This window comes from Maritimimonas sp. 2304DJ26-3, assembly GCF_056591635.1.
This window is the reverse complement of sequence record NZ_JBWQOK010000002.1, coordinates 164,506-180,256: the sequence shown is the minus strand read 5'-3', so window position 1 is coordinate 180,256 and position 15,751 is coordinate 164,506. Positions and strand designations below refer to the sequence as shown.

The 15,751-nt window shown below is 32.1% G+C and carries 16 protein-coding genes and 3 tRNA genes; 13 read left to right on the top strand and 6 right to left on the bottom strand.

What is annotated here, in order from left to right; genetic code table 11:
- Window positions 1–17 precede the first annotated feature (17 nt).
- Both AC1EUV_RS05705 and AC1EUV_RS05700 read right to left on the bottom strand, forming a co-directional pair.
- Complete coding sequence (locus AC1EUV_RS05705) at window positions 18–788, bottom strand: C40 family peptidase (protein ID WP_480197718.1); 771 nt, start codon at window positions 786–788, stop codon at window positions 18–20.
- 5 nt (window positions 789–793) lie between these two features.
- The gene (locus AC1EUV_RS05700) at window positions 794–1,969 is read right to left on the bottom strand and encodes an acetyl-CoA C-acyltransferase (RefSeq protein WP_480197717.1); all 1,176 of its coding nucleotides are present in this window, start codon (window positions 1,967–1,969) and stop codon (window positions 794–796) included.
- A 130-nt stretch (window positions 1,970–2,099) separates the two neighbouring features.
- On the opposite strand from AC1EUV_RS05700, the gene AC1EUV_RS05695 reads away from it, so the two are divergent.
- The gene (locus AC1EUV_RS05695) at window positions 2,100–4,157 is read left to right on the top strand and encodes an HD family phosphohydrolase (RefSeq protein WP_480197716.1); all 2,058 of its coding nucleotides are present in this window, start codon (window positions 2,100–2,102) and stop codon (window positions 4,155–4,157) included.
- A 36-nt stretch (window positions 4,158–4,193) separates the two neighbouring features.
- On the opposite strand, the gene AC1EUV_RS05690 is transcribed toward AC1EUV_RS05695, so the two are convergent.
- The 3 genes from AC1EUV_RS05690 to AC1EUV_RS05680 form a co-directional block, all read right to left on the bottom strand.
- Window positions 4,194–4,267, bottom strand: a tRNA-Arg gene (locus AC1EUV_RS05690).
- A 13-nt stretch (window positions 4,268–4,280) separates the two neighbouring features.
- Window positions 4,281–4,355, bottom strand: a tRNA-Pro gene (locus tag AC1EUV_RS05685).
- A gap of 27 nt (window positions 4,356–4,382) precedes the next feature.
- A tRNA-Ser gene (locus tag AC1EUV_RS05680) sits at window positions 4,383–4,469 on the bottom strand.
- Window positions 4,470–4,703: 234 nt separating this feature from the next.
- Here AC1EUV_RS05680 and AC1EUV_RS05675 point away from each other — a divergent pair.
- The 12 genes from AC1EUV_RS05675 (at window position 4,704) to fabD (ending at window position 14,824) form a co-directional block, all read left to right on the top strand.
- Complete coding sequence (locus AC1EUV_RS05675) at window positions 4,704–5,165, top strand: (2Fe-2S)-binding protein (protein ID WP_480197715.1); 462 nt, start codon at window positions 4,704–4,706, stop codon at window positions 5,163–5,165.
- Window positions 5,165–7,363: a xanthine dehydrogenase family protein molybdopterin-binding subunit gene (locus AC1EUV_RS05670; protein ID WP_480197714.1), complete on the top strand. Its 2,199-nt coding sequence runs from the start codon at window positions 5,165–5,167 to the stop codon at window positions 7,361–7,363. Before AC1EUV_RS05675 ends, AC1EUV_RS05670 begins: the two co-directional genes overlap by 1 nt.
- Before the next feature lie 4 nt (window positions 7,364–7,367).
- Window positions 7,368–8,000 (top strand): nucleotidyltransferase family protein, encoded by a 633-nt coding sequence (locus tag AC1EUV_RS05665; protein WP_480197713.1) that lies wholly within the window; start codon window positions 7,368–7,370, stop codon window positions 7,998–8,000.
- Between the two features lie 72 nt (window positions 8,001–8,072).
- Complete coding sequence (locus tag AC1EUV_RS05660; RefSeq protein WP_480197712.1) at window positions 8,073–9,362, top strand: carboxypeptidase-like regulatory domain-containing protein; 1,290 nt, start codon at window positions 8,073–8,075, stop codon at window positions 9,360–9,362.
- Window positions 9,363–9,501: 139 nt separating this feature from the next.
- Complete coding sequence (locus AC1EUV_RS05655; protein WP_480197711.1) at window positions 9,502–9,948, top strand: hypothetical protein; 447 nt, start codon at window positions 9,502–9,504, stop codon at window positions 9,946–9,948.
- Between the two features lie 2 nt (window positions 9,949–9,950).
- Window positions 9,951–10,151, top strand: a complete 201-nt coding sequence (locus tag AC1EUV_RS05650; protein ID WP_480197710.1) for a helix-turn-helix transcriptional regulator — start codon at window positions 9,951–9,953, stop codon at window positions 10,149–10,151.
- 139 nt (window positions 10,152–10,290) lie between these two features.
- Window positions 10,291–10,851 (top strand): DUF4251 domain-containing protein, encoded by a 561-nt coding sequence (locus AC1EUV_RS05645; RefSeq protein ID WP_480197709.1) that lies wholly within the window; start codon window positions 10,291–10,293, stop codon window positions 10,849–10,851.
- Window position 10,852: 1 nt separating this feature from the next.
- The gene (locus tag AC1EUV_RS05640) at window positions 10,853–11,503 is read left to right on the top strand and encodes a class I SAM-dependent methyltransferase (protein ID WP_480197708.1); all 651 of its coding nucleotides are present in this window, start codon (window positions 10,853–10,855) and stop codon (window positions 11,501–11,503) included.
- 64 nt (window positions 11,504–11,567) lie between these two features.
- Window positions 11,568–11,993, top strand: coding sequence for a hypothetical protein (locus tag AC1EUV_RS05635; protein ID WP_480197707.1), 426 nt, complete (start codon window positions 11,568–11,570; stop codon window positions 11,991–11,993).
- Window positions 11,994–12,126: 133 nt separating this feature from the next.
- Complete coding sequence (locus AC1EUV_RS05630) at window positions 12,127–13,161, top strand: leishmanolysin-related zinc metalloendopeptidase (protein WP_480197706.1); 1,035 nt, start codon at window positions 12,127–12,129, stop codon at window positions 13,159–13,161.
- A 389-nt stretch (window positions 13,162–13,550) separates the two neighbouring features.
- Window positions 13,551–13,784, top strand: a complete 234-nt coding sequence (locus tag AC1EUV_RS05625) for a hypothetical protein (RefSeq protein WP_480197705.1) — start codon at window positions 13,551–13,553, stop codon at window positions 13,782–13,784.
- 149 nt (window positions 13,785–13,933) lie between these two features.
- Complete coding sequence (gene fabD, locus AC1EUV_RS05620; RefSeq protein WP_480197704.1) at window positions 13,934–14,824, top strand: ACP S-malonyltransferase; 891 nt, start codon at window positions 13,934–13,936, stop codon at window positions 14,822–14,824.
- A gap of 228 nt (window positions 14,825–15,052) precedes the next feature.
- On the opposite strand, the gene AC1EUV_RS05615 is transcribed toward fabD, so the two are convergent.
- Window positions 15,053–15,751: a LytR/AlgR family response regulator transcription factor gene (locus AC1EUV_RS05615; RefSeq protein ID WP_480197703.1), complete on the bottom strand. Its 699-nt coding sequence runs from the start codon at window positions 15,749–15,751 to the stop codon at window positions 15,053–15,055.

Below are 15,751 nucleotides of genomic sequence, written 5' to 3'. Positions count from 1 at the left end.
ATTAGCGAGTTTTTTATTTAGAATATTTTTTTAATTACCCTAAGCTTATGTGTATGTTTCTTGAGTTCTTCATTAAAGATACCGCTTTGATCTAATCTGTCAATACGAACTCTACCGCTTGCATGAATTATATAATTGTTAGCCATTATGATTCCTACATGTATTATTTCACCTTCTTTATTGTCAAAAAAAGCTAAGTCACCGGGTTCGCTTTCTTCTATAAAACTTAAAACATCACCTTGGGTAGCTTGCTGCGAAGCATCTCTTAACAGCTTATAGCCATTTAATTTGTAGACCATTTGAGTTAATCCTGAACAATCAATCCCAAACGGTATTTTACCTCCCCACAAATATGGTGCATTTAAATACATAAAAGCAGTTTTCACTAAGTTGCTTTTATCATTCTTTGATGAAGATGATTTTCCTTCAAAAGAAAATTTTAATGAGTCAAAATTTAGCTCACCATTTTCTAATATTGGTAGTGAGGCACCCAATGGAATTGGAAGTAACTGATTTTCATCATTAGAAACAAAATTCACTAATTCAGTAGAAATAGTTATTTTTTCTTTTTCTAATTTTTTATAATATTCTTTTGATACTGATAGGTATTGCTTTTCGTCTATCCATCCTTCGTAGTCATCATATGAAAGTCGAATTTTTCTCCACTGCCTAGATTTCTCCAGTACTTTAAAATGCTCTCCAAATAATACTTGAGATACTAACTCACTTTTATCATTTGGTTCATCACGTAAAGGAATTACACTTAGATTACAAATACCGTAGTTCATTAAAATTAGATTCTTTCAATTACCATAGCACTAGCGCCGCCGCCGCCATTACATATAGCCGCCGCTCCTAATTTCGCATTATTTTGTTCTAATATATTAATAAGTGTTATTAAAATTCGAACACCAGAACAGCCAAGTGGATGCCCTAATGAAACAGCCCCTCCGTTTACATTTACTTTTTCATCAGTGAGGCCTAGGATTTTCATATTTGCTAAACCAACTATGGAGAAAGCTTCATTAAGTTCAAAATAATCGATCTCATCTTGAGAAACTCCAGCTTTAAAGAGCGCTTTTGGCAATGCTTTTGCAGGAGCGGTAGTGAACCATTCAGGTTCATGAGCAGCATCAGCATAGCCTCTTATTTTTGCGATTGGTTTTAAACCTAACTCGTTAGCTTTTTCAGCTGACATTAATACCATTGCCCCAGCACCATCGTTTATTGTTGAAGCATTAGCAGCTGTAACTGTACCTTCTTTTGTGAAAGCAGGGCGTAACGATGGAATTTTTTCCATCTTTACGTTTTTATATTCTTCATCTTCTGATACAACTATAGGTTCTCCACGCCTTTGAGGAACTTCAACTGATATAACTTCATTAGCAAATTTACCTTCAGACCAAGCTTTTGCTGAACGTTGATAAGATTGTACTGCAAATACATCCTGATCTTCACGAGAAAATTCATATTTATCAGCGCAAGCATCAGCACAAACTCCCATAGCAGATTCATTATAAACATCTACCAACCCATCCTTTTGCATCCCATCTTCCATTTTAACGGGGCCAAATTTCGCTCCATTTCTGGCATGATAATAATGTGGAATTAAACTCATATTTTCCATACCGCCAGCTACAACAATCTCTGCATCACCAAGTGCAATGGCTTGTGCGGCATTCATAACACTTTTCATACCAGAAGCACATACTTTGTTAACAGTTGTACAAGGTATAGTGTCAGGTAAACCAGAAAAGATTGCTGCTTGTCTCGCAGGTGCTTGTCCAGTTCCAGCTTGAACAACATTACCCATATATACTTCATCAACTAGTTTCGGATCTAAGTTAATTTTTCCTAAAGCACCCTTAATTGCTGCTGCCCCTAATTTTGGCGCAGGCACAGTAGATAAAGAACCTAAAAAACTACCTATTGGTGTTCTAACAGCAGATACGATGACAACTTCCTTCATTTTTTATTTTATTGAGTTTATTATTATCAATGTTTTCTGTGGCGAATTTAACCAATTTTAAGGAATCTTTCTTGACTAGATTTATTTATTCGTTACTATTTTTTTACATTTGAGACATACTTTTTATTAAATGAAAAACTTTATAAATAATCTTTATCAAAATCATTCTTTCATCTATAAAGTTTTCTTATTTATAATTACTACGGCTAGTATTGTTTATTTATTTCCAAAAGGAGGGCATTTTGGTTTGGATATCCAAAAAGGTAAGCCATGGCAATCAGATAACTTATATGCACCGTTTGATTTTGCAATTCAAAAATCTGAGGAAGAAATAGATAAAGAAAATCAAGAAATAGAATCAAACAAGAAGCTCTATTTTTCTTATAATCAAGATATTGTAAATAGAGTTAAAAATAATTATGCTGAAAGAACTAAACTAAGTTTACCTGATACTTTATTTAGTCGTTTTAGTAAAACAAATGTTGTTGATTTTGGAAAAAGAATCTTAGACGATATTTATAAAAATGGTTATTTAGATCGTGACGATAGAAGTAATGCCGATTTAAAACAACTGGTAACATTAAAAAAGGGTAATACTGCACAACAAGTTGCTTATAATAGATTTATTAATCAAGAATCTATACATTCAGTGATTAATAATAATTTTAACCGTAGTCGATATCAACGGTTCAAAAATCCTTTAACTACAATTATTTTAGAAGTATTAGAACCAAATGTTTATTATGATGATAATTTTACTCAAAAGGTATTAAATGAAGAGTTGAGTAGTATATCTAAAACAAAAGGATTAGTATCTGAAAATGAGCGTATTATATCTAAAGGTGACGTTGTTGAAGGGAAAAAGCACGAGATATTGACATCCTTAAAAAATGAATATAAATCTCAGCTTTGGAGTAAATCCAATTATAATTGGATAGTTTTTGGTTATATTGTCTTGGTAGCATTAGCATTGCTAATGCTATTATTATTTATACAGAAATATAGGCCAGAAATTTTTGAGAACAATACCAAGGTTACATTTATTTTCTTCAATGTTTTATTGATGGTTTTTTTGGTCACTTTGATAGTAAAATATAAAGTTGAATATTTATATGTAGTACCATTGATCATTCTTCCAATTATTTTAAAAGCCTTTTTTGATGCCAGATTGGGCCTTTTTACTCATGTACTCACAGTTTTGTTATTAGGATTTATAGTTCCTAATAGTTTTGAATTTATCTTTTTACAGATAATTGCTGGTATCATTACCATACTTACTGTATCCGAATTATATAGACGAGCAAATCTGTTTATATCAATTAGCCAAATAACTTTGGTATATATGATAGCTTATTTTGCTTTTTCAATTATACAGGAAGGAAATGCCGATAAGCTCAATTGGGAATATTTTGGATTATTTGCTTTAAATGGAGTGCTATCCTTTTTATCACTACTTTTCATATTGATATATGAAAAAGTATTTAGTTTAGTTTCAGATGTTTCGTTATTAGAATTATCAAATACCAATTCAAAATTATTAAGAGAATTAGCCGAAAAGGCACCAGGTACTTTTCAACATTCGATGCAAGTTGCTAATCTGGCAGAAGCTAGCGCTAATGAAATAGGTGCAAATGCTATGTTAGTAAGGACTGGAGCTTTGTATCATGATATTGGGAAAATGGCGAACCCAATGTATTTTACAGAAAATCAGACAACTAATGTAAATCCGCATAATGAATTAACCCCTAAAGATAGCGCAGATATAATCATTGGGCATGTTATTAAGGGAATAGAGATTGCTAAAAAATATGGTTTACCAGACAGGGTCATTGATTTTATACGTACTCACCATGGCACTAGTCAAGTGTATTATTTTTATAAAAAACAAAAAGAGCTTTCGCCTGGATTACTGGATATAAAAGATTTTACTTATCGCGGTCCTATACCATTTTCTAAAGAGACAGCCATTTTAATGATGTGTGATGCAGCTGAAGCCGCTTCGAAAAGTATAAAGGAACCCACTGCACAATTAATTGATGATCTTATTGAAAAAATTATTGATACTCAGATGCAGAACAATCAGTTTTTAAATGCCGATATTACTTTTAAAGAAATACAAATGATTAAAAAAGTAATTAAAAAGAAGCTGAATAATATTTATCATTTACGGATAGAATATCCTGAATAAAAACAAAAAAACCTTACAAAAAGTAAGGCTTTTAAGTGATCGCGACAGGATTCGAACCTGTGACCGTCTGCTTAGAAGGCAGATGCTCTATCCAGCTGAGCTACGCGACCAGTAACTCTTTTGTCGGGGTGGCAGGATTCGAACCTGCGACCTCCGCGTCCCAAACGCGGCGCGATAACCGGGCTACGCTACACCCCGAATGGTTATCTAACATTCAATAAAATGCGGAGAGGAAGGGATTCGAACCCCCGGTACCCTTGCGGGTACAACTCCTTAGCAGGGAGCCCCGTTCGACCACTCCGGCACCTCTCCAAAATTTTAATAAACAACACTTCTAAAAGCGCGGGTGCAAATGTAATAAATTTGATGTGTAGCCACAATAGCTTTTTGTAAAAATTTAATATTTTTTTACCTCTAGAAAAAATTCAAAACTTTAATTTACTTAGAATCAATTTAAATCATAATGCATTTAACATTTCGTCAATATAAAATATCAATATTATGTAGTAACTTTAAGGCAGAAAGTAATAAACTTAAATTTAATATATGGCTAAAATTAAGATTAATAATAAAACACATCATGTAGATGTCGACCCAAATATGCCTTTATTGTGGGCAATTAGAGATATTGTCGGTTTGACAGGAACAAAATATGGATGTGGTAAAGGTTTATGTGGTGCTTGCACTGTTTTAATTGATGGCCAGCCAACTAGATCATGTTTAACACCGGTTTCTATAGCGGATGGTAAATCTATTTTAACCATAGAAGGTGTAGAAAATGAAAATAAAGTATTGCAAGAAGTTTGGGAAGATCTAAATGTTCCTCAATGTGGTTATTGTCAATCTGGACAGATAATGTCAGCCGTTGCTTTATTAAAAGGCAATAATAATCCTAGTGATGAGGATATTGATATTGCCATGAATGGGAATATATGCCGTTGTGGAACATATGATAGAATCCGTAAAGCAATCCACAAAACTGCCGAATTAACTCAAGATAACTCATAATGAATCCAATAAATAATATAAGTCGTAGAAGTTTTATTAGAAATCTTGGGCTTGCGTCTGGAGGATTGATTTTAGCATGTAACATACCTGCCTCTAAAGATAAAGTAGAGAAAATAAGACCCTTTAATGGCTCAACATTTGAGCCAAACTTATTTGTACAACTTAAAGATAATGGGGAGCTAGTGTTATTAGCTACACGTTCAGAAATGGGTAATGGTGTACGTACATCATTACCATCAGTGATCGCTGATGAAATGGATGCAGATTGGAAATACGTAAGCGTAGCTCAAGCAACAGGTAATGCTAAGTTTTTAGATCAAAACACAGACGGTTCTCGCAGTATTCGATATTTGTTTGAACCAATGCGAAAAATGGGTGCCGCAGCTAAAGCTATGTTGATTACTGCAGCAGCAGCAAAATGGCAGGTTTCCGAAGATGATTGTAAAGCCGAAAATCACTACATCGTTAATAAAACGAATAATAAAAAGTTATTCTTTGGAGATTTGGTCGCTGATGCCGCCAAACTTGAAGTGCCCGAGAATCCTAAGCTAAAAGACCCAAAAGATTTTAAGTATATAGGTACAAATTTAAAAAGCATCGATGCTTCTGGTTATGCTTCTGGTAAACCAAAATATGGAATTGATATTAAGATTGACGGTATGAAGTATGCAGCGATTGCTAGATGTCCTGTTACTTTTGGTACTGTAAAAAATTATAATAAAGAAGAAGCTTTAAAAGTAGCCGACGTTAGCAATGTTGTAGAGATACCGAGGGTAGCAAAACCATTTGGAGCTTTAGGTGGCATCGCTGTAATAGCAGACAATACTTGGGCAGCTTTTAAAGGTAAAGAGGCTTTACAAGTAGAATGGGATCTAGGTAAGAATAAAGATGCTTCTACAGACTCATACGATAAAATGATTCTTGAAAATGTACATAAGAAAGGAAAAGAAGTTCGTAATGATGGCAACGTAAATACTGCTTTTAAAAATGCTGAGCATATAGTAGAGAGTACATTTCAAATGCCTTATTTGGTACATGCACCTATGGAGGTGCCAAATGCAACTGCTAGACTTGCAGATGGAAAGTGTGAGGTTTGGGCTCCAATACAAGATCCGCAAACTGCTCGTAAAGAAGTGGCAGATTTTCTGGAGACTGATCTAGAAAATGTTACAATTAATGTTACTTTTTTAGGTGGTGGATTTGGGCGTAAATCGAAACCAGATTTTATTATTGAGGCGGTTTCATTAGCTAAAACTTTAAATGTGCCTGTTCAAGTTGTTTGGACTCGAGAAGATGATATACAACACAGTTATTATCACGCTGTAAGCGCGCAATATATGAAAGGCTCATTAGATAAAGATGGAAATGTAACGGGGTGGTTACATAGGGTAGCTTATCCTTCAATAGCATCAACATTCGCGCCAGATAGTGGTTTTGCAGCTGGTTTTGAATTCGGTATGGGGCTCACTAACATTCCATACAATATTAATAATGTTCGCTGCGAGAATGGCAAGGCTCCTGCTCATCTAAGAATGGGGTGGTTTAGGTCGGTAATAAATATTATTCAAGGTCATTCTGTAAATGTATTTGTAGATGAGCTTGCTGCTAAAGCAGGAAAGGACCCTTTACAATTTAGACTAGATTTAATTGGTGATGATCGAATTGAGGAATCTAAATCTGGTTATAATTTCGATACAGCAAAATTAAAGCATGTGTTAAAGAAGGCTGCTGAAAATGCTAAATGGGGTAGAGAGTTACCAGAAGGGCACGGATTAGGTATCGCCGTACATTATAGTTTTTATTCTTATATCGCCACTGTTATGGAAGTTTCGGTAAAAAATGATAAGTTAAAAGTCCATGATGTTTGGTCAGTTATTGATTGTGGTACTGCGGTTAATACAGATACTATTGAATCTCAAATGCAAGGTGCGGCCATATTTGGATTGTCATTAGCATATTATGGTAAAATCACAACTAATGATGGGGCTATAGTACAAAGTAATTATCACGATTATCAAATGCTACGTATTTCTGATGCACCAAAAGTACACGTAGAAATTATTAAAAGTAATGATAAACCAACGGGAGTTGGTGAGCCAGGCGTTCCGGTTATAGCTCCTGCCTTAAGTAATGCGATTTTTGCTGCTACAGGTAAACGTTATCATAATTTACCTTTAATGGATGAAGGCTTAGTGTAAGTATATGAAAGATAGCCCTGTTTTAGTGATCCTTGCTGGTGGTAAATCTAGTAGGATGGGTACACCAAAGGGATTGTTAGAGTTTGGAGGTAATTATTGGATATTAGAACAGATTTCTCGCTACAAGAATGTTGAGAATCCCGAAGTAGTTATAGGGCTTGGATATGATTATGAGTTATATTTTGATAAAATACCGTGGTTTAAGAATGCTTTAAGCAGATATAATTATTTTAATGGAGTAGGAGTTAGGATTGTAATCAACACAACACCAGAGAAGGGTAAATTTTCCACTTTGGTGAGTGTTTTGAAGGAAGTAGAGCTTGATAAAGAAGTGTTAATTTTGCCGATTGATGTCCCTCTACTATCAGAGGGTCAATTAGAAAAAATTATAGAAGAAAAGGGTAATATAGTATTACCTAGATGCAATGATAAAAATGGGCATCCTGTAAAAATATCAGCACCAATATGGAATACTTTTATTGATATAACTATTGATAACAAAGACGCTCGACTTGATTTTTTGATTAAAAAAAATAATTCAAAAATTACTTTAATTAATGTTTTAGATAATTCTATTAATCAAAATATTAACACATTAGAAAAATGGAATAAATTTTTATATCAAAACACTTTATAAAATTATACTTTTAAATTAAATATTATAGTTTAACGTTAAGATTTGCCAATTATGAGAACTAACTATTATAACTTGAGCTTTTATAAAAAAGATATAACTACATTTTTTTTATCACTTTTTTTATTGTTTTCGCTTCCCATTTCATCTCTTGCTTTTCAGCAAAAAAAATCTGATGATTTTAAAGAGTACAGTGGCGTTATTTTAGACGAACAATCAAAGAGACCTTTAGTTTTTGCATCAATAACTATTAAGAATACCAATATTAGTACAGTTACTAACAATGACGGCGAGTTTCTTCTTAAGGTGCCAAACAATATGCTAGATAGCAGTATGATAGTTTCTTTTTTGGGCTACCAGATTAAAGAAGTTTCAATTACATCTTTATCTAAAAAAAACAATAAAATAGCTCTAGCAGTTTCTGTTGTTGAACTACCTGAAATAAATGTGAAGCTTCCTAAAAATGCTTCAGAACTAGTACGTCAAACACTTAAGAAAAAGGGGGTTAATAATTTAGATGAACAAGCTTTAATGACTGCTTTTTACAGAGAAACAATTAAGAAGCGTAGAAAGAATGTTTCTTTAGCCGAAGCAATTGTTACAGTCTATAAACAGCCATATACTTCTGCAAAAAGGGATAAAATAAAGCTATACAAGGCTAGAAAGAGTACGGATTACACAAAACTAGACACGTTAGCATTAAAACTTCAAGGTGGTCCTTTTAATGCACTTTATATAGACTTAATGAAGTATCCAGAATATATCTTTACTGAAGATATGCTTAATCTATATGCATTTAGCTTTGCGCCTTCTACTACTATTAATGAGAGGCCTGTATATGTTGTAAACTTTAAACAAAGAGATGACATTGGTGAACCGCTCTATTATGGAAAGTTATTTATTGATTCAGAATCATTAGCATTAACTAGTGCTATTTATAATTTAAATGTTGAAAATGAAGAATTGGTGAGTAATTTATTTGTTAAAAGCAAGCCTAAAGATGTTAAGGTATACCCTACAAAAGCAGCATACAGGGTTGATTATCGAGAAAAAAATGGTAAATGGTATTATGGTTACAGTAATGTACAGCTAACATTTAAAATAGACAAAAAGCGCAAGTGGTTTAACTCATATTATTCATTATCGAGTGAAATGGCTATTACCGATTGGAAATTAGATGATGATGAAAATTTAAAATTAAAAGAGCGTCTTAAGCCATCTATTATTATTGCAGACGAAGCGTCAGGGTTTTCAGATCCAGAATTTTGGGGAGCATATAATGTAATCGAGCCAGAAAAATCAATAGAATCTGCAATTAGAAAAATTCAACGTCAATTAAAGAAGGCCTCCAATTCTGGCCCATAAGAGAGTAGCCATTTATAATTTTAATGAGTTGTCTAATTTGTCAACTCATTTTTTTTGGGAAAAATTTTGTTGAAATCAAAATGTAAAGTATATTTGTCATTATATAAAATATATTTGTCAATTTGTAAAATAAATTATTATGAATAAATCCGCATCAATATGTGAAAGAGAGCAGAGTCAATTAAATAAAATGAACAAATTTCAATTGTCTAATTCTTTTAAAAATATAGGGTATTATATAGCTTTTGGAATATTTGCTTTAATGATTTTAAAAAAGTTTATAGATGAACCCAGTTGGGTGAAACCTTTATTAAGAAAAGGATTGTTATTAGGTATGTTATTAATTTCTATTTCAAAAGATAAAATAGAAGACGAGTATATAGAGAGTTTGCGTTCACAATCATATAGATTAGCCTTTATTATGGCTGTAGTTTATGCTTTAGTTCAACCTGTAGTAAATTATGTAGTAGGTTCTTTATTAGACTCGAATGAATCATTTAATGACTTTAGTTATTTTGAAGTTTTGTTTTTTATGCTCGTAGTTCAGCTAATGATATTTTGGCAATTGAAAAGATACAATAAATAAGCATGAAAAACACTATAAAAGTACAACGTGCAATATTAGACATTACCCAAGATGATTTAGCAAAAATGATTGGAGTATCTCGACAAACCATAAATTCTATTGAAAAAAATAGATATGTACCATCTACGGTATTATCCTTAAAACTTTCAAAAGTGTTTAACAAACCAGTAAATGATTTCTTTGAATTAGACTCTAATGATTAACCTTCTTTTGATTTTTCTATTTTGGATACTAAATATTATATTTCTGTATATAAAAACGTTATAAATCAGTTAAATAAAGTTAAAGTTTAGTGGATATTGTCAGTTATTAATTAATTTAACATCACTAAAATCTAAGAATATGAAAAGGTATATTGCATTAATTTGTATTCTATTTATTTTTTTGGGATGTTCTTCTACAAAGACCAATATAGCTCAAAAGGATACTAAGCAGTTAGATGATATTATAGAAAATAAATCTTTTAAAATTATTTCTGACAAAGCGTTACCACAAATTACTAATGCTTTGGTTCAGATTAGTAATGCTAGACTTCTACCACCAGGCAGTACTGTTGGAAATATAAGTTTAATTGGTAATCCAAATTTTTTGCAGGTAAACGATAGCATAGTTAAAGCTTTCTTACCATTCTATGGAGAGAGAAGAATGGGAGCAAACTTTAGTAATACAAGAAACGGTATCCAATTTGAGGCAGTACCAAAAGATTATTCTGTTACTGAAGGAAAAAACGACAGCTATGAAATAAGATTCACAGTTAACGATAAAAATATTCCCAATCAAAACTATAGCGTATTTGTACAAATATTTTCAGATCTATCTAGCGCAATAAATATTAATAGTTCACATCTTTCATCTATTCAATATAGAGGTACGGCTAGTAGTATTAAAGCAGAAGATGAATAGTATGCAATATTCATTTATCTATTTTATTATTGCATTTGCTTGCTTCAATTTTTCAATTAACGCACAGTATACTTCAGAAGATTGGAAAGCTCGAGATAAATGGATGAAAATAGATAATTTTCTTGATTTATCAGCTATTAAAGCTGGAGATATAATCGCAGATATAGGTTCTCACGAAGGTTATCTTACAATGCATTTATCAAAACGAGTAGGAAAGGAGGGTGAAGTGTATGCTGTTGATGTGCGTAATGATCGACTTGTAAGATTAAAGTCTAATGCTAACAATCGTAACATTAATAACGTTGTAACTGTATTGGGCGATTATGATGACCCTAAGCTACCAAAGAATTCTTTAGATAAGATATTTGTAATTGATACTTATCATGAAATGACCTCATATAATAAAATGTTAATACATTTTAAAAATTCTCTAAAATCGGGAGGGCAATTAATCCTTTTAGAAAAGATTAAAAAACATGCAATTGGTAAATCTCGTGATGAACAAGTGAATTCACATACATTATCTTTAAAATATGTAAAGAGAGAACTTGAAGATGCTGGTTTTAAGATAGAAAAACAGATCGATAATTTTGGTTTCTGGGAAAGGAATAAAACTAAACAAATGTGGATTTTAATAGCTGTTAAACCTTAATTAGACAATTTCTAATACTGATTTTCGTTTTTGTTATACAAGCAGTAACCAAAAATTATGTAGTATGAAAAATAATGATCTATTTTTCAGTACCTTTCTTATAGTGCTATTTATTAGCCTATCATCATTTTTAAATAATACATCTTTTATTAATCCTAAACCTGAATTTGGAGGTTGGACAAAGTTAGGCAAACTAATAGTTGGTCAAGGAGTTAGTCACGACGTACTAACATTAACTGAGGAAAAGACAAATATTAAACGATTAAAGCTTAAAATACAAAAAACTTCTGTCTACATTATGAGTATTACGGTACGTTATAAAGATGGTACCTCAGAAGATCATAACATTTCAAGTCGATTAAAAAAAGGAGAATCCACAAGACATTTAGACCTTATAGGTCATTATAGAACTATCGAAAAAATTGTTTTTATTTATAAAGGTAATAGTAACAAAGGAGGTGCAGAACTAGTTGTTCTTGCAAAAGTATAAGTGCATACTTTTATTATAAAAGTTTAATTTTTACCATCCTTTATAATTATTCTAAATTTAAACTGATAAATTGTAGGAATTGAGACTCGTTTAACTTATTTTTAACAAATAATCAAATTTTTAACAAATAATCATGAAAAAAGAATTAAAGAACAATTTTGTTCAACTATTAACTTATGTGGGGGTAATAACACTTTTTGTATTCACCTCTTGTTCTGATGAAGCTTTAGATATAAATTCATCGACGACTTCTCAAGGCAAAAACTTAGCAATATCTTTAAAACCAGATCCAAGTGATTTAATACTCATTGAAGAATCATCAGATGCTACAAGTTTAAAAAGGGCTACTGATGCCGCCGGTGTAGACCGTGGGCGTTTTAATATCTCATTTAGATATATCGTACCAGTTACCGCAGCGCAAGAAGAAGTTTTCGAAGATGCAGCAGCTCGTTGGGAACGAATTATAATTAAAGATGTTCCTTCGTTTACAGGTAGTATCCCTTCGGCATTTTTAGGTGTGCCTGATATCGAAGGCACTGTAGATGACATTATAATAGAAGTGGCTCTTGCTCCAATAGACGGTCCTGGAGGTATACTCGGGCAGGCTGGACCAAGATTTGCTCGTACATCTGACAACTTAACATTAAGTGGTGTTATGTTCTTTGATGTAGATGACCTTGCATTTTTAGATCAATTAGGTTTGTTTGAGGAGGTAATTGTACATGAAATGGGACACGTTCTTGGTATAGGAACTCTTTGGAGTTTTAACAGAAGTCTGCTAGCCGGAACATTCGATGAACCTTATTTTGCGGGTAAAAAGGCAAATGTATTTTGGAATGCTGAAGGTGGAACCGGTGAATTACCTGTTGAAAATATTGGTGGTGGTGGAACACGATTTTCACATTGGAGAGAGTCAGTTTTAAATAATGAGTTAATGACAGGTTTTTTGAACCTTGGAGAAAATCCTCTAAGTCGTATTACTGCAGGTTCTGTTAAAGATTTAGGTTATGGGGCTGCTTCTGTTGGTGAACAATATGATTTACCTAAAGGAGCACCAGGTGTAGATATTAGTACCCTAAGCACCAGTAGTAGTGATCAAGGATTACATATAGCTGCAATGGAAGAAATACTAGAACCAATTGGTTTAGTAACCACTTCAAAAAAATAAATTAGCCCTATCTTAAAGGTCATAATTAATTGATCTTAAGACTAGAGTTGCAAAAAGCTTGTATTAGACATATGTCTAATACAAGCTTTTTTATGACAAGTTTATAATGTTTAATGATTCAATAATGAATTTTCATTAATTGGTTTGGTTTTCTCCCGATCATTCTTTAAAAAACAGCATCTTTTTTTTCGAATAAATAGTTCAATCAATCGTCAGAATCAAAAGGTAAGAATTCAACAGATTCATTTATAAGCAATTGAAGGAAGTTATCTTGCACAATGTTGGATTCATAAATTAAGTTATGAGTTTGACTTACTCTATGCATTCTTTTTTTAACCGAATAAGCATCTTTAGAACAACTATTGAATAGCATTAAAGCAAATACACATATGAAACGATTAAAGCTTAAAATACAAAATACTTCTGTCTACATTATGAGTATTACGGTTCGTTATAAAGATTGTACTTCAAAAGATCATAGCATTTTGCGTCGATTAAAAAAAGGAGAATCCACAAGACATTTAGACCTTATAGGTCATTATAGAACTATTGAAAAAATTGTTTTTGTGTATAAAGGTAATAGTAACAAAGGAGGCGCAGAACAAGTTGTTCTTGCGAAGTAGTAATTTATACTGAATTTAACTAGTACGAACTATAATAGCATTAGAAAAATCCATCTGCTTAATCTATTCCATATTTTTATATAATCATAGTAGCTATGATCGATTCTAATTATATATATTTATACAATTCGAAAAAATCTGTTATAACCATGCATTCATACTTATTTCCAGGCCAAGGAACGCAGTTTCCAGGTATGGGTAAAGATTTATATGAGAAATCAAAATTGGCTCAAGAATACTTTAGACTTGGCAATAAAATTTTAGAGTTTCCAATTACAGATGTAATGTTTGATGGTTCTGCCAAAGATTTAAAACAAACAAAATTTGCCCAACCTGCCATATTTTTACATTCATTTGTTCAATCAAAAATACTTGGTAAAAATTTTAAGCCAGATATGGTTGCTGGGCACTCTTTGGGTGAATTATCGGCATTAGCAGCAGTTGGATCGTTAGATTTCGAATCTGCATTGAAACTTATCTCAATACGTGCGTCAGCTATGCAAAAGGCTTGTGAAGCAGATAATACTGGTATGGCTGTAATTGTTGGCTTATATGACGTTATTGTTCAAAATGCATGTGATCAAATTGCTGGGACAGTTGTTCCAGCTAATTATAATGCTTTAAATCAGGTTGTTATTTCAGGTGAAATGCAAGCCTTAAAAGAGGCATGTGATAAACTTAGACCGGGAGCTATAGCAATAATTGATTTACCCGTAAGTGGAGCATTTCATTCACCATTTATGGAGCCTGTAATTGAGGAATTCCAATTAGCTGTAGAATCAACAAGATTTAATCCTCCTATTTGTCCAGTTTATCAGAATGTAACTGCTAGACCAAGTAAAGATCTAGAACTAATTAAGAAGAACCTAGTTGATCAATTAATTTTTCCTGTCATGTGGAGACATACCGTCCTTCACATGATAGAAGATGGAGCAACTGAATTTACGGAAATTGGCCCTGGAAATTTTTTAAGAAGACTTGTTCGTCAAATAGATAAAAATGTAAGGACTAATACAATTTCACAAGCATTCAAATCTTAGAAATGACTACTAAAAGGAGTATTATATCTTTTGTTTAAGCAGTGATGCACAACAAATATTAAGATTTATACTTCAATATTCTAATTCATGTAATTTAAGTTTTGTTTATAAGCGAAAGTTGTACTACAGTTTCTTTAAGTTATTATAAAAACTTCCATTGCAATGTTAATGAAAGACCGTTTATTTGACATATATAAGAGGAAAAATAATTTGTATAAAGGGAAATAGCTATTTTGATTTTGCCAAAACTTCCAAATTTTCGAAAACAGCAACCTTATACATAGCGCTTACAGGTACTTTTTTATCGTCAATTAACAAATGTGTTCTAGTTGCCTTTGTAACACGATTTAAATTAACAATGTATGATTTATGAGTACGCTGAAAGTTTTTAGATAAAAAGGTTGCAATGTTAATTAGTGTTTCAGATATAAGATACATTCTTGAATCTGTAAATATTTTTAAATAATTTCCAAAACTCTTAATGTACAGAATTGATTTAAATGAAATATTAACGGGAATACCATCATGCTTTATTTGAAGCTCGTTATTTTCATAGTTTTTTTTAGGCTCCGTAATTTTTGAAGCTGAAACTTTGTTAACTGCTTTTAAAAAGCGTTCAATTTTTATAGGCTTCAATAAATAATCAATCACTCCATAATTATAACTTTCTAAGGCATATTCAGAATAAGCCGTAGTTAAAATAACTTTGGGCGGTTCTATCATAGATTGTAAGATTTCCATACCATTCAGTTCAGGCATTTCTATGTCAAGAAAAATAAGGTCAACTTTATTGTGCTGTACGAAATTGACAAATTCAAGCGGATTGCCAGTACTTAGTACCAATTCAAAGTTGTCAATTTTAGAACAATAATCTTCTAATACTTTACGAGCTAGTATTTCATCATCTATGATGCCAATTTTAATCAT